At 60.5% G+C, this 14,475-nt stretch carries 10 protein-coding genes; all 10 read left to right on the top strand.

Features of this window, described 5'->3' with window-relative positions:
- Positions 1-112 precede the first annotated feature (112 nt).
- The 10 genes from ACFQND_RS06355 (at position 113) to typA (ending at position 14,424) form a co-directional block, all read left to right on the top strand.
- On the top strand, positions 113-1,894 hold the full coding sequence (locus ACFQND_RS06355; protein ID WP_371436252.1) for an extracellular solute-binding protein: 1,782 nt from the start codon (positions 113-115) through the stop codon (positions 1,892-1,894).
- Between the two features lie 10 nt (positions 1,895-1,904).
- The gene (locus tag ACFQND_RS06360) at positions 1,905-2,939 is read left to right on the top strand and encodes a microcin C ABC transporter permease YejB (protein ID WP_371436244.1); all 1,035 of its coding nucleotides are present in this window, start codon (positions 1,905-1,907) and stop codon (positions 2,937-2,939) included.
- A gap of 3 nt (positions 2,940-2,942) precedes the next feature.
- Positions 2,943-3,986, top strand: coding sequence for an ABC transporter permease (locus ACFQND_RS06365; RefSeq protein ID WP_371436245.1), 1,044 nt, complete (start codon positions 2,943-2,945; stop codon positions 3,984-3,986).
- Positions 3,983-5,608, top strand: a complete 1,626-nt coding sequence (locus ACFQND_RS06370; RefSeq protein WP_371436246.1) for an ABC transporter ATP-binding protein — start codon at positions 3,983-3,985, stop codon at positions 5,606-5,608. The genes ACFQND_RS06365 and ACFQND_RS06370 overlap by 4 nt, the downstream gene beginning before the upstream one ends.
- A gap of 159 nt (positions 5,609-5,767) precedes the next feature.
- Positions 5,768-6,388: a ribosome maturation factor RimP gene (rimP, locus tag ACFQND_RS06375; RefSeq protein WP_371436247.1), complete on the top strand. Its 621-nt coding sequence runs from the start codon at positions 5,768-5,770 to the stop codon at positions 6,386-6,388.
- Between the two features lie 35 nt (positions 6,389-6,423).
- Positions 6,424-7,962 carry a transcription termination factor NusA gene (gene nusA / locus ACFQND_RS06380; RefSeq protein ID WP_371436248.1) on the top strand — a complete coding sequence of 513 codons (1,539 nt, stop codon included), beginning with the start codon at positions 6,424-6,426 and terminating at the stop codon, positions 7,960-7,962.
- A gap of 28 nt (positions 7,963-7,990) precedes the next feature.
- Positions 7,991-10,906: a translation initiation factor IF-2 gene (gene infB / locus ACFQND_RS06385; RefSeq protein ID WP_371436249.1), complete on the top strand. Its 2,916-nt coding sequence runs from the start codon at positions 7,991-7,993 to the stop codon at positions 10,904-10,906.
- A gap of 126 nt (positions 10,907-11,032) precedes the next feature.
- The gene (rbfA, locus tag ACFQND_RS06390; RefSeq protein ID WP_309683221.1) at positions 11,033-11,401 is read left to right on the top strand and encodes a 30S ribosome-binding factor RbfA; all 369 of its coding nucleotides are present in this window, start codon (positions 11,033-11,035) and stop codon (positions 11,399-11,401) included.
- A gap of 89 nt (positions 11,402-11,490) precedes the next feature.
- Positions 11,491-12,549, top strand: coding sequence for a tRNA pseudouridine(55) synthase TruB (truB, locus tag ACFQND_RS06395; protein ID WP_371436250.1), 1,059 nt, complete (start codon positions 11,491-11,493; stop codon positions 12,547-12,549).
- A gap of 51 nt (positions 12,550-12,600) precedes the next feature.
- Positions 12,601-14,424: a translational GTPase TypA gene (typA, locus tag ACFQND_RS06400; RefSeq protein WP_377412655.1), complete on the top strand. Its 1,824-nt coding sequence runs from the start codon at positions 12,601-12,603 to the stop codon at positions 14,422-14,424.
- The last annotated feature ends 51 nt before the right edge of the window (positions 14,425-14,475 follow it).

Consider the following 14,475-nt stretch of genomic DNA (forward strand, 5'->3'; position numbering starts at 1 on the left):
CGTGCGTGAGCCGTATGCGGTGAAAGTCGCAAGTACGGTTCTTAGGGGGGGGGAAGGCAGTGATGCCTTCTCCCTACCCTCCCGGGATTTTCCTTTTTTACGTGCCCTGGTGATGGCGCTGGTGGCATGTGTTGCCCCGGCCGCAGAGGCGGCCCACGCTTACGCCCAGTTCGGCGACATCAAATACCCGGCCGGCTTCACCCATTTCGGCTATGTCAACCCGGATGCGCCCAAAGGCGGTGAAATCCGCATGGTGCCACCGACCCGGCCCACCAACTTCGACAAGTTCAACCCCTTCACCCTGCGCGGCACGGCACCCTACGGAATAGGCACGCTGATGGTCGAAAGCCTGCTCACCGGCAATTCCGAGGAGCCGACCACGGCCTACGGCCTGCTGGCAGATGACGTGGTGGTTTCGCCCGACAAGCTCTCCGCAACCTTTCGGCTGAACGGGAAAGCACGCTTCAATGATGGTCAGCCGGTGCTTGCAAGCGATGTGCTGCATTCGTACAAACAGCTCACCGGCCCGCTGGCGGCGCCGCAGTACCGCATGATTTACGCGGAGGTCAAGGCCGTCACTGTCGTTTCCGATCGTGTCGTGCGTTTTGATTTTGCGACGCCGAACCCCGAGCTGCCGCTGGTGGTGGGCGGCATGCCGGTGTTCAGCAAACGCTGGGGCGGCGGCAAACCCTTTGACCAGATCGTGTCGGACCCGCCCATAGGCTCCGGCCCCTACAAGCTGGCATCCCTTGCAATGGGCCGCGACATCACCTATGTGCGCGACCCGGCGTACTGGGGCGCGGACCTGCCTACGCGCAAGGGCCAGTTCAACTTTGACCGCGTAACCTACAAGATCTACCTCGACGAGACCTCGCGTTTTGAAGGCCTGAAAGCCGGTGAGTACGATTTTTTGCGCGAGTTCATCTCGCGCAACTGGGCCCGCCAGTACACCGGCAAGCAGTTCAGCTCCGGTGAGCTGGTCAAGCGGGCTTTTGAAAACCTCAACCCGGGCGACTTCCAGGGTTACGTGTTCAACCTGCGCAAGCCAAAGTTCCAGGATGTGCGGGTGCGCCAGGCGATCGGCCTGGCGATGGACTTCGAGTGGATGAACCGCCAGCTCTTTTACGGCATCTACAAACGCGTGAACGGCTATTTTCCCAACAGCGAATTTCATGCCGAAGGCCTGCCCAAGCCCGACGAACTGGCTCTGCTGGAGCCCTTGCGTGCCAAACTCAAGCCGGAAGTGTTCGGGCCGGTGCCGGTTTCGCCCAGCACCGCACCGCCGGGCAGCCTGCGCGAGAACCTGCGTCAGGCCCAGGCCTTACTGAAAGACGCTGGCTGGACCTACCGTGAGGGGGCGCTGCGCAATGCCCAGGGCGAGGCCTTCACCATGGAGTTCTTGAACGACCAGCCTTCGCTGATACGCATCGTCGGGCCCTTCCAGAAAGCACTGGAAAAGCTGGGCATCACCATGACCTACCGCGTGGTCGATTTCTCTTTGGCCAAGCAGAAGATGGATGCCTTTGACTTTGAAATCACCACCATGCGCCTGCCGGGCAGCATGGCGCCGGGCAGCGAGCTTCTGGACCGCTGGGGTTCTGCCGCTGCAAAAACGCCGGGCTCCTCCAACGTCTGGGGCATTGCAGATCCGGCCGTGGATGCGTTGCTGCAAAAAGTGCTGACGGCCACCACCCGGCCAGAACTGGGTGCTGCCATGCGCGCCCTGGACCGCGTGCTGACCAACGGTTATTACTCAGTCCCGCAATACTATGGCGACGCCTTCCTGATTGGTTACCGGCCCGGTGCCTTTGTGCTTCCGGCCACCATCCCGCCGTATTACGAAGCCGACACCTGGGCCATGGGCACCTGGTGGGCATCGGCCTCAAACAAATAAAGGCACAGCCATGGCCAGCTATATCCTCAAACGCCTGTTGCTGATGATCCCGACCCTGCTGGGCGTGCTGCTGGTGACTTTCACCATGGTGCAGTTTGTGCCGGGCGGGCCGGTTGAGCAGATGGTGGCGCAGTTGCAGGGGCGGGATTCGGGCGGCGAGCGTGCCGCGGCATCCGGCGCCGGTTACCGCGGGCGGCAGGGCGTGGACGCGCAGCGCATTGCGGAGATCAAGGTGCTTTACGGCTTTGACAAACCCGTGCATGAGCGCCTCTTCCAGATGCTGGGCCAGTTTGCGCGCTTTGACCTGGGCAACAGCTTTTACCAGCACAAGGATGTCTGGCAGCTGATCAAGGAAAAGATGCCGGTTTCCATCAGCCTGGGCTTGTGGACCTTTTTTATCAGCTACCTCATAGCCGTGCCGCTCGGCGTGGCCAAGGCGGTGCGGGCCGGCACGCGCTTTGACTTTGTCACCACGCTGGTGGTGCTGGTTGGTTATGCAATTCCCGGCTTTGTACTTGGTGTTGCGCTGCTTGTGGTGTTTGGCGGGCAGTTGCAGTGGTTTCCGCTACGCGGGCTGACCTCGTCCAATTGGGAAACCCTGAGCTGGGGCGCAAAAATCACCGACTACCTCTGGCACATCACCTTGCCTGTGATTGCCATGGTGCTGGGCAGCTTTGCTGTGACTGCCGTCCTGACCAAAAACTCGTTTCTGGAAGAAATCCGAAAGCAATACGTGTTGACGGCACGTGCCAAGGGTTTGAGCGAACGCCAGGTGCTCTGGAAACATGTGTTCCGCAATGCGCTGATTCCCATCATCACGGGTTTTCCGGCGGCCTTTATAGGCGCTTTTTTTACCGGCTCGCTGCTGATTGAAACCCTTTTTTCACTCGACGGCCTGGGTTTGCTGAGTTATGAAAGCGTGATCCGGCGCGACTACCCGGTGGTGCTGGGCACGCTTTACCTGTTTACCCTGATCGGACTGGTGACCAAGCTGGTCAGCGACCTCTGTTATGTGTGGGTCGATCCCCGCGTCAAATTTGATTGAGCCATGACGATCCCCACGCCATCTCTTTCTCCCTCAAGGCGCGCCTGGCAGCGTTTCAGGCGCAACCGGCTCGGTTTCTGGAGTTTGTTGATCTTCTCCACGCTGGTGGTCATCAGCCTGTTTGCCGATGTGTTGTCCAACGACAAACCCCTGGTTGTCAGTTACAAAGGGCAGCTGTATTTCCCGCTGGTCAGGGACTATTCGGAAAAAACCTTTGACGGTGATTTCGACACGCCTGCGGATTACCTGGACCCGTTTATCAAGGGCAAACTCAAGCAGGACGGCAACTGGGCGATTTACCCGCCGAATCCTTACGGCCCGAAAACCATCAACTACTTCGCCAAGGAGCCGAATCCTTCGGCGCCCTCAAAGGACAACCTGTTTGGTACCGATGACCGTGGCCGGGATTTGCTGGCGCAGCTGATTTACGGCTTTCGTTTGAGCGTGCTGTTCGGGCTGGCACTCACCGTGATCGGGGTGGTCATCGGTGTGATCACCGGCGCCATACAAGGTTATGCAGGCGGCAAGACCGACCTGGTGTTCCAGCGCTTCATGGAAATCTGGAGCTCCATGCCCGAGCTGTATTTGCTGATTATTTTCAGCGCTGTTTTTGCGCCCAGCGTAGCGCTGCTGCTGTTCTTGCTCAGCCTGTTTGGCTGGATGGGCCTGTCCGACTATGTGCGTGCCGAGTTTTTGCGCAATCGGCAACTGGACTACGTGCGGGCGGCGAGGGCGCTGGGTGTGAGCAACCTGCAGATCATGTGGCGTCACATCCTGCCCAACAGCATGACGCCCGTGGTGACGTTTTTGCCTTTTCGCATGAGTGCGGCCATTTTGGCGCTGACCTCGCTGGACTTTCTGGGCCTGGGAGTGCCGCCTGGCACGCCGTCGCTGGGTGAGTTGCTGAACCAGGGCAAGGCAAACATTGATGCCTGGTGGATTTCGCTGTCGACGTTTGCGGTGCTGGTGGTGACCTTGCTGCTGCTGACCTTCATGGGTGATGCCTTGCGCGATGCGCTGGACCCGCGAAAGGCGGAACAGTCATGAAAAAAGCACTGCTTCAAGTCAAAAACCTGCGGATTTCTTTTGCCGGCAAGGAAGTCGTGCACGGCATTGACTTCCATATTGCGCCGGGTGAAAAGCTGGCGCTGGTCGGCGAATCGGGCTCCGGCAAAACCATCACGGCCCTGAGCCTGCTGCGCCTGGTGCAGAACGCCGCCGTCAGCGGCAGCGCGGTTTTTGAAGGACGTGATGCCGAAGTCGACCTGCTGGCCATCCTCGAGCGCCAGTTGCGCGGCATTCGCGGACAGGACATTTCCATGATCTTCCAGGAGCCCATGACGGCCCTGAACCCGCTTTTCAGCGTGGGGGCCCAGATCGCCGAGGTTTTAGAACTGAAAATGGGCTTGGCCACCGTGGATGCAGCGCAGGCAGCTATTAAATTGCTAGCGGATACGGGGATTTCCGAGCCTGCCAGGCGGGCTCAGTCCTTTCCGCACCAACTCTCGGGTGGCCAGCGCCAGCGCGCCATGATTGCCATGGCGCTGGCCTGCAAACCAAAACTGCTGCTGGCGGACGAACCCACCACCGCGCTGGATGTCACGGTGCGCGGTCAGATTCTGGACCTGCTGGCCGATTTGCAGCAAAAAAACGGCATGGCCGTGCTGATGATCACCCACGACCTGAACCTGGTGCGCCGTTTTGCGGACCGCGTCGCCGTCATGGAAAACGGCCACATCGTGGAACAGGGCAGGGTGGCCGACGTTTTTGCCAGCCCGCAGCACCCCTATACCCGCAAGCTGATAGACAGCACGCCGGCGCGCGATCTGCTTGAAATACTGCCGGACTCATCATTGGCCCCCGTCATGCGGGCAACAGACCTGCGCGTGAGTTACCCGGTGTCGGTACCGGGCTTCAGGGGCTGGTTTAAAAAGAGCGAGTTTGTGGCCGTGCAGGGCGCCAGTTTTGACATTCCGGCCGGCCAGACGCTGGGGGTGATAGGCGAATCGGGCTCTGGCAAATCCAGCCTGGCGCTGGCGGCCCTCGGCCTGCACCCGCACCAGGGGCAGCTGGAGGTCACGGGCAAGGCCTGGAGCCGTGATACAGCCGGCAACAAGGCCCTGCGCCGGGCCATACAAGTGGTGTTCCAGGATCCTTTTTCCTCGCTGTCGCCGCGCATGACGGTGGAAGCCATCGTCGGGGAGGGCTTGCTTGTTCACCAGCCCGGGCTGGACGAAGCGCAAAGGCAGCAGCGAGTACTGCAGGCCCTGGCCGATGTGGGCATGCTGGAAGCCCAGTTTCCCGGCCTGCTGCAGCGTTACCCGCATGAGTTCTCAGGCGGGCAGCGCCAGCGCCTGGCCATCGCCAGGGCTCTGATGGTCGAGCCGCAACTGCTGGTGCTGGACGAGCCGACCAGTGCGCTGGATGTAACAATTCAGAAACAGGTGCTGGCGCTATTGCAGCGGCTGCAAAGAGAGCGTGGCCTGAGTTATTTGCTGATCACCCACGATGTGGACGTGATCCGCGCCATGGCGCACCAGGTCATCGTGATGAAAGACGGCGAAGTTGTCGAGTCCGGCGCTTTGGCGCAGATAGTGGACTCCCCGCGCCATCCTTACACAAGAACGCTGGTCGCGGCCCATGCGCCGGTTTCTTCCATGCCCATGTAACACCGGGCACGCAAACTGCTTGCACAGGCCTGTTTCACAGGTTACAATACGAGCTTCACGACCAAATGGGCGGGTTTTCACCGCCCATTTTTTTTGGGCGTTTGTTTTTGCATTTTGGTTATTTGGCAACTATTTTTGGCACTGCTTTTTAGATATTGAATGGCATCACTCAGCACGAACGACACGATTGAGCAAACCGTCACGGGACTTGGTTACGACCTGGTCGATATCGAGCGCACGGGCGGTGGCTTGTTGCGCGTGACGATTGACATGCCGTATGTCAAGGATGCCGAGCAATTCATCAATGCCGAAGATTGCGAAAAAGTCACGCGCCAGCTGCAGTTTGTACTGGAAGTCGAAGGCGCGGCCTATTCCCGGCTTGAGGTGAGCTCGCCGGGCATAGACAGGCCGCTGCGCAGTGAAAAGGATTTTGAGCGTTTTGCCGGTGAGTTGATAGACCTCACCCTCAAGGCGCCTATTGGTGTGGCGGCAACGGCGGGATCGACCGTGTCGGCCAACCAGAAAAAGTTTCGGGGAACGCTGGAGCACGCCGAGCCCAAGGATGGCGTGGCGGGCTGGCAGATTGTGTGGAGCGACGAGCCGGCGGTCAAGCCAGGCCAGAAAGTCAGCAAAAAGCGGGTTTCGGCCCCCTTGCAGGCTTTGGGCTTCACGCTGGATGAAATCCATTCGGCGCGCCTGGCGCCCGTGGTTGATTTCAAGGGGCGAAAGCCAAAAGCCGCCAAGGGCGCCCCAGCTGCGGATGCGCAGCCTGAAAACTGAATCAGTTAGAAATATTAGAGTGAAAGGCTTGTGAAATGAATCGCGAAATGTTGATGTTGGTCGATGCCATCTCGCGCGAGAAAAATGTCGAACGCGACGTGGTTTTCGGCGCGGTCGAGCTCGCCCTTGCGCAAGCCACCAAAAAGATTTACCCCGGTGAAGTCGATATCCGTGTTGCGGTTGACCGCGACAGCGGCAACTACGAGACCTTCCGCCGCTGGCTTGTCGTGCCCGACGAAGCCGGTTTGCAGAATCCCGAAGCCGAAGAGCTGGTCAGCGATGCACGCGACGAAATCGCCGACATCGAAGAAGGCGACTACATCGAAAAGCCGGTCGAAAGCCTGCCTATCGGCCGTATTGGCGCACAGGCTGCCAAACAGGTCATCCTGCAGAAAATCCGTGATGCCGAGCGCGAAATGCTGCTCAACGAGTTCATGTCGCGCGGCGACAAGATCTTTGTCGGCACCGTCAAGCGCATGGACAAGGGCGACATCATTGTCGAGTCCGGCCGGGTTGAAGGCCGCCTGCGCCGCAGCGACATGATCCCGAAAGAGAACTTGCGCTCCGGCGACCGCGTTCGTGCCATGATCATGGAAGTGGACACCACACTGCGTGGCGCGCCCATTATCCTGTCGCGTACCGCACCTGAATACATGATTGAGCTGTTCCGCCAGGAAGTGCCCGAGATAGAGCAGGGCCTGCTGGAGATCAAATCCTGCGCCCGTGATCCCGGTTCGCGCGCCAAGATCGCCGTGCTGTCGCACGACAAGCGCGTCGACCCCATCGGCACCTGCGTCGGCGTTCGCGGTACCCGCGTCAACGGCGTGACCAACGAACTAGCCGGCGAGCGCGTCGACATCGTGCTGTGGAGCGAAGACCCGGCGCAGTTCGTGATCGGTGCGCTGGCGCCGGCCAACGTCTCGTCCATCGTGGTGGACGAAGAGCGCCATGCCATGGACGTGGTGGTGGACGAAGAAAACCTGGCCATCTCCATCGGCCGCGGCGGGCAGAACGTGCGCCTGGCCGCCGAGCTGACAGGCTGGAAGATCAACATCATGACGGCCGACGAGTCTGCACAAAAGCAGGCGACGGAAACCGACTCCAGCCGCAAGCTCTTCATGGAAAAGCTCGACGTGGACGAGGAAATCGCCGACATCCTGATCTCCGAAGGCTTTACCAGCCTCGAAGAAGTGGCTTATGTGCCCATCCAGGAGATGCTCGAGATCGAGTCGTTTGATGAGGACACCGTCAATGAGCTGCGCACGCGCGCCAAGGACGCACTCCTGACCATGGAAATCGCCAAGGAAGAAAGCGCCGAAGGCATCTCGCAGAACCTGCGCGATGTCGAGGGCCTGACCCCCGAGCTGATTGCCAAGCTGAATGAGGCGGGCGTCAACACCCGCGACGACCTGGCCGACCTGGCCACGGACGAACTCACCGATATCACCGGCCAGTCTGCAGAAGACGCCACGGCCCTGATCATGACTGCACGCGCGCATTGGTTTACCGATGACGCCGCAGCCGCCGATGCCCCTGCCGAGCCTGAAAAGCCAGCAGCGGCCCAAGAGCAATGATCATGGAGGCCAGTCAGGAAAACCAAATATGTCCAGTACCACTACCGTCGCTGAATTCGCAGCTGAACTCAATAAATCCCCTGCAACCCTGATCGAGCAATTGACCAGCGCAGGCGTCGCCAAGGCACAAGCCAGCGACCATTTGTCGGAGGCCGACAAGCAGAAGCTGCTCGGCTATTTGCAGGCCAGCCACGGCACCGTGTCGGCCGAGCGCAAAAAAATCACGCTGGTGAAAAAATCCACCAGCGAAATCAAGCAGGCTGATGCCACCGGCAAGGCGCGCACCATCCAGGTGGAAGTGCGCAAGAAGCGCACCTTCGTCAAGCGCGATGACGGCTCCGAGGCGGCTGCCGAGGAAGCAGTGCCCGAAGTAGCGGCTGCACCCCAGGCGCCGGTGGTTGATAACGCCGAACTGGTCCGCCGTGAAGAAGAAGCCAACCGCCACGCTGAACTGCTGCGCCGCCAGGAAGCAGAGCTGACGGAAAAACGCCGCCTGCGTGAAGAGCAGGATGCCAGGGAAGCCGCCCAGGAGCAGGAGCGCCAGGCCGAGGAACAACGCGCAAAAGCTGCGGCCCAGGCGGCAGCAGAAGCCGCAGAAAAAGCCAAGCCTGTCGTCGGAAGGAATATCAAGCAGACCCCTCCGTCCGCAGTGGAAGTCCAGGCCGTCAAGGCCTCGGAAATCGCCGCTGCCGAGCAGGCTGGCAAGGCTGCTGAAGCCGCCGCCGCTCAGGTGTCTGCACAGGTTGCCGCCAAAGCCAAGGCTACGGCCGAGTTCCAGGCCGATGCGGCCAAGGCGCAGGATCTGCAGGAACGACGCCGCAAGGCCGAAGCCGAAGCTGCAGGCATCCGCGCCATGATGAACGCGCCCAAGCGCGTTCTGGTTCCCCACGTCGACCCCAAGGCGGCCATCAAGGGCACGCTGCACAAGCCGGCTGGCGCGCCAGGCGCTGCCAAACCGGCTGCAGCGGGTGCGCCCGCAGCGCCCGGCGCTGCAGGCAAGAAGGAAGTCAAGTCGGAGAACCTGTCTTCGACCTGGAAAGACGACGCAGCCAAGAAAAAGGGCCTGCCAAGCCGTGGTGCGCCCGTCATACCCGGTCGCGGCAACTTCCGCGGCGGCCCGCGTGGCCGGCGCAGCAATGACCGCGACGCACGTCCCGAGTCAACGTTTGTCGCACCGACCGAATTCAAGGTCATTGAAGTCCATGTGCCGGAAACCATCACCGTGGGTGAACTGGCACACAAGATGAGCATCAAGTCGTCCGAGGTCATCAAGCACCTGATGAAGCTCGGCCAGATGGCGACCATCAACCAGCCGCTGGACCAGGACACCGCCATGATCGTGGTGGAAGAAATGGGCCACAAGGCCGTGACGGCAGCACTGGACGATCCAGAAGCGTTTACCGACGACGATGTGCAGGGCCAGGAAGCCGAAATGCTGCCGCGCGCTCCTGTGGTCACCGTCATGGGCCACGTTGACCATGGCAAGACCTCGCTGCTCGATTACATCCGTCGTGCCAAGGTGGCCTCCGGTGAAGCCGGCGGCATTACCCAGCACATCGGTGCCTATCACGTGGAAACACCGCGCGGCGTCATCTCTTTCCTGGATACCCCAGGCCACGAGGCGTTTACCGCCATGCGTGCCCGCGGCGCCCAGGCGACCGACATCGTGATCCTTGTGGTGGCCGCCGACGACGGCGTGATGCCGCAGACCAAGGAAGCCATCAAGCACGCCAAGGCTGCCGGCGTTCCCATCGTTGTTGCGATCAACAAGATCGATAAACCCGATGCCAACCTTGACCGCGTCAAGGGCGAGCTGGTGACCGAAGAGGTTGTGCCCGAAGAGTTCGGCGGCGATTCACCGTTTGTGCCCGTGTCCGCCCGGACCGGTGCCGGTATCGACCAGTTGCTGGAACAGGTGTTGCTGCAGGCCGAAGTGCTGGAGCTCAAGGCGCCGGTGGATGCGCTGGCCAAGGGCCTCGTGATTGAAGCCCGCCTCGACAAGGGCCGCGGCCCCGTGGCCACCGTTCTGGTTCAGTCCGGAACGCTCAAGGCCGGTGACGTGGTGCTGGCAGGTTCAACCTTCGGCAAGGTTCGTGCCATGCTGGACGAGAACGGCAAGCCGATCAAGACCGCGGGTCCATCGATCCCGGTGGAAATCCAGGGCCTGACCGAAGTCCCGCAAGCCGGTGATGACTTCATCGTCATGCTCGACGAGCGCCGTGCCCGTGAAATTTCGACCTACCGCGCAGGCAAGTTCCGCAACACCAAGCTGGCCAAGCAACAGGCGTCCAAGCTGGAGAACATGTTCTCCGACATCGGTGCCGGCGAGGTCAAGATGCTGCCCATCATCATCAAGGCCGACGTGCAGGGTTCGCAGGAAGCGCTGGCCCAGTCGCTGCTCAAGCTGTCGACCGACGAGGTCAAGGTCCAGCTGGTGTACTCGGGTGTTGGCGGTATTTCCGAATCCGACGTGAACCTTGCGATCGCTTCCAAGGCCGTGCTGATCGGGTTCAACACCCGCGCAGATGCCCAGGCGCGCAAGCAGGCCGAAGGCAACGGTATTGATATCCGCTACTACAACATCATTTACGATGCAGTGGATGACCTGAAGGCGGCCATGTCCGGTATGTTGACGCCCGACAAGAAGGAAGAAGTCATCGGTACGGCCGAGATTCGCCAGGTGTTCAAGGTCAGCAAGATCGGCTCCATTGCCGGCTGTATGGTCACCGCAGGTGTGGTTCGCCGCACCGCCAGGTTGCGCCTGTTGCGCCAGAACGTGGTCATCTTCACGGGTGAACTCGACTCGCTCAAGCGCTTCAAGGACGATGTCAAGGAAGTCAAGGAAACTTTCGAATGCGGCTTGAATATCAAGAACTACAACGATATTCAAGAGGGTGACGTGCTCGAGTTCTTTGAAATCAAGGAAGTTGCCCGTACTTTGTAAAAATAAAGCGCGCCACGATATCAGGTCCATTGCTGCGTTGCAGTCGTCTTGTCGTACCTCGGTACTGCCTGCGACGACGCGCCTTGCACTGAACCTGATCTCCTGCCGCTTGCGATTGATTAAACAGTGAGAAAAAAGAGTTCTACCCCCAACCGCGGCTTTCGTGTTGCCGATCAGATCCAGCGGGATCTGACGGAGTTGATCGCGCGCGAGCTAAAAGACCCGCGGGTGGGCATGGTGACCGTGCAGGCCGTCGAGGTAACGCCCGACTATGCACACGCCAAGGTGTTCTTCAGCGTGCTGGTCGGCGACCCGAAAGAGTGCGAGGAAGCGCTCAACCAGGCTGCCGGCTTTTTGCGCAACGGCCTGTTCAAACGCCTGATGACGCATACAGTGCCGACTCTGCATTTCCATTTTGACCGCACGACAGAACGTGCTGCCGACATGAACGCCCTGATCGCCAAGGCAGTTTCTTCGCGCGCCCAGGACGACTAAAGCGTACCGTTCCCCTTCGGCAGGCTCGGGGTGAACGGTACCCCACCGCGAGCGGGTGTTCCGTTCGCGTTGAGCTTGTCGAAACGCTTATGTCCACATCACCCAGTCATCGTCAAAAGATCCAGCGACGTCCCGTACACGGCGTGTTGCTGCTCGACAAGCCGCTGGGCTTATCGAGCAACCAGGCGCTGCAAAAAGCCAAATGGCTGCTGCGGGCGGACAAGGCCGGCCATACCGGCACGCTGGACCCGCTGGCGACTGGCGTGTTGCCGCTGTGTTTTGGCGCGGCGACCAAGTTCAGCCAGATCCAGCTCGATGCCGACAAGACTTATGAAGCCGTGCTGCTGCTGGGCCAGAAGACCAGCACCGGCGATGCCGAAGGCGACGTGATCGAGACGCGGCCGATACCGGCCATCACGCCGGAGCTGCTGGACGAAATGACACGGCGTTTTACCGGTCCATTGGCGCAGATTCCGCCCATGTATTCGGCGCTGAAAAAAGACGGCAAGGCGCTGTACGAATACGCCCGCAAGGGTGAAGAAGTCGAGCGGGAAGCCCGCCACATCACGATTTTCAAGCTGGATATGGCTCCAGCCCAGGACCCACGCGCGCAAGCAGCTATCAAAATAGTAGTGAATTGCAGCAAGGGCACCTACATACGCACACTTGGTGAAGACATCGGCGAGGCCATTGGCTGCGGCGCACACCTGGGTTCGCTCAGGCGCCTGGAAACCGGTGGTTTTGTTGCCGGGCAGTGCGTGAGCCTGGCCGCGCTAGAAGCCATGACAGAGCCGGAGCGAGAAGCCTGCCTGTTGCCGCCGCAGTCGCTGGTAGCTGCGTACCCGTCTGTCACATTGGACGCGGACAATGCAGGACGCCTTTTAAGTGGCTTGCGCCGCAGGGGTGAGCCGGGGCAGTGGGGTGCCGACGCGCCCCTGGTGCAGGTGTACGGCCCTTCGTCAAGCTCAGGACAGGCCGGAGCTGCGCAGGCGTTTTTGGGCTCCGCCCACATCACTGCCGATGAGTTGATACCCCAGCGCTTGCTGAGCCCGATTGAAATACAGGACATCCTGAAAACCACACAACGCCGCCTTGAAAGCTTCGCATTGGAGCCCCCCGACCGGATGGTTGCGTCCCTGCATTCCTGATTTTTTTCTATCGTTATCCGTTTCAAGTTTCAAGTCTCCAGAAAGCCAACCATGAGCCATAAACAAATCCGCAATATTGCCATCATCGCCCACGTCGACCATGGCAAGACCACCATGGTCGACCAGTTGCTGCGCCAGTCCGGCACCTTCGCCGAACACGAAAAAGTCGTTGATACCGTGATGGACAACAACGCCATCGAAAAAGAGCGTGGCATCACCATCCTGGCCAAGAACTGCGCCGTGAGCTGGGAAGGCACGCACATCAACATCGTCGACACCCCGGGCCACGCCGACTTCGGCGGCGAAGTGGAACGTGCACTGTCCATGGTCGATGGCGTGGTGCTGTTGATCGATGCGCAGGAAGGCCCCATGCCCCAGACGCGTTTTGTGACCAAGAAGGCCCTTGCCCTGGGTCTCAAGCCCATCGTGGTGGTGAACAAGGTCGACAAGCCCGGTGCCAACCCCGACAAGGTGGTCAACGCCGCGTTCGACCTGTTCGACAAGCTGGGCGCGACCGACGAGCAACTCGACTTCCCGGTGGTTTACGCCTCCGGCATCAACGGCTGGTCCTCGCTGGAAGAAGGTCCTCCAAATGAACAGTGGGGTCCCGACATGTCGGCCCTGTTCAACACCATCCTGAAGCACGTACCCGCGCAAAAGGGTGATCCCGCTGCGCCGCTGCAGCTGCAGATTTCCGCACTCGACTTCTCGACCTTCGTGGGCCGTATCGGCGTGGGCCGTATCAGCCAGGGCACGATCAAGCCCATGATGGATGTGGTGGTCATGGAAGGCCCGGACGGCAAGGCCATCAAGGGCCGTATCAACCAGGTCCTGACCTTCCAGGGCCTGGAACGTGTTCAGGCGACCGAAGCCGGCCCCGGCGAAATCGTGCTGATCAACGGCATTGCCGACATCGGCATTGGCGTGACCATCACCGACCCAACCAATCCGGCACCGCTGCCCATGCTCAAGGTCGATGAGCCGACCCTGACCATGAACTTCTGCGTCAACACCAGCCCGCTGGCCGGCCGCGAAGGCAAGTACGTCACCAGCCGCCAGATCTGGGACCGCCTGCAAAAGGAACTGCAACACAACGTGGCGCTGCGCGTCAAGGAAACCGACGAAGAAGGTATCTTCGAAGTCATGGGCCGGGGCGAGTTGCACCTGACCATCCTGCTGGAAAACATGCGCCGCGAAGGTTACGAGCTGGCCGTATCCAAGCCGCGCGTGGTTTACAAGGATGTCGATGGTGTGCGCCACGAGCCTATCGAGCTGGTGACGGCCGACATCGAAGAGCAGCACCAGGGCGGCGTGATGCAAGCGCTGGGCGAGCGCAAGGGCGAGCTGGTCAACATGGAGCCGGACGGCCGTGGCCGTGTGCGCCTGGAATACCGCATCCCGGCCCGCGGCCTGATCGGTTTCACCAACGAGTTCCTGAACTTGACCCGTGGTTCCGGCCTGATCTCCAACATCTTCGACAGCTACGAGCCGCACAAGGGCGACATCGGCGGCCGTAAAAACGGCGTGCTGATCTCCATGGACGACGGTGAAATCTTCACCTACGCCCTGGGCAAGCTGGACGACCGCGGCCGCATGTTCGTCAAGGCCAACGACCCGGTGTACGAAGGCATGATCGTCGGCATCCACAGCCGCGACAACGACCTGGTGGTCAATGCCACGCGTACCAAGCAGCTGACCAACTTCCGGGTGTCCGGCAAGGAAGACGCGATCAAGATCACGCCGCCCATCGAGTGCACGCTGGAATACGGCGTGGAATTCATCGAGGACGACGAACTGGTCGAAATCACGCCCAAGTCCATCCGCCTGCGCAAGCGTTACCTGAAGGAAAGCGAGCGCAAGCGCGCTGGCCGTTAATCGGGCGGCCTTTTGGATGTTTCAGGCCCTGCCGGCCTGAATGAGGTCAAA

Source organism: Polaromonas aquatica (assembly GCF_042659145.1).
GTDB lineage: Bacteria > Pseudomonadota > Gammaproteobacteria > Burkholderiales > Burkholderiaceae_C > Polaromonas > Polaromonas aquatica.

Bases quoted from the DNA above. Each gene is read 5' to 3' on its own strand.
- nusA (WP_371436248.1), top strand. From the start codon at position 6,424: ATGAATCGCGAAATGTTGATGTTGGTCGATGCCATCTCGCGCGAGAAA.
- typA (WP_377412655.1), top strand. From the start codon at position 12,601: ATGAGCCATAAACAAATCCGCAATATTGCCATCATCGCCCACGTCGAC.
- rimP (WP_371436247.1), top strand. From the start codon at position 5,768: ATGGCATCACTCAGCACGAACGACACGATTGAGCAAACCGTCACGGGA.
- ACFQND_RS06370 (WP_371436246.1), top strand. From the start codon at position 3,983: ATGAAAAAAGCACTGCTTCAAGTCAAAAACCTGCGGATTTCTTTTGCC.
- ACFQND_RS06355 (WP_371436252.1), top strand. From the start codon at position 113: ATGGCGCTGGTGGCATGTGTTGCCCCGGCCGCAGAGGCGGCCCACGCT.
- ACFQND_RS06365 (WP_371436245.1), top strand. From the start codon at position 2,943: ATGACGATCCCCACGCCATCTCTTTCTCCCTCAAGGCGCGCCTGGCAG.
- ACFQND_RS06360 (WP_371436244.1), top strand. From the start codon at position 1,905: ATGGCCAGCTATATCCTCAAACGCCTGTTGCTGATGATCCCGACCCTG.
- infB (WP_371436249.1), top strand. From the start codon at position 7,991: ATGTCCAGTACCACTACCGTCGCTGAATTCGCAGCTGAACTCAATAAA.
- truB (WP_371436250.1), top strand. From the start codon at position 11,491: ATGTCCACATCACCCAGTCATCGTCAAAAGATCCAGCGACGTCCCGTA.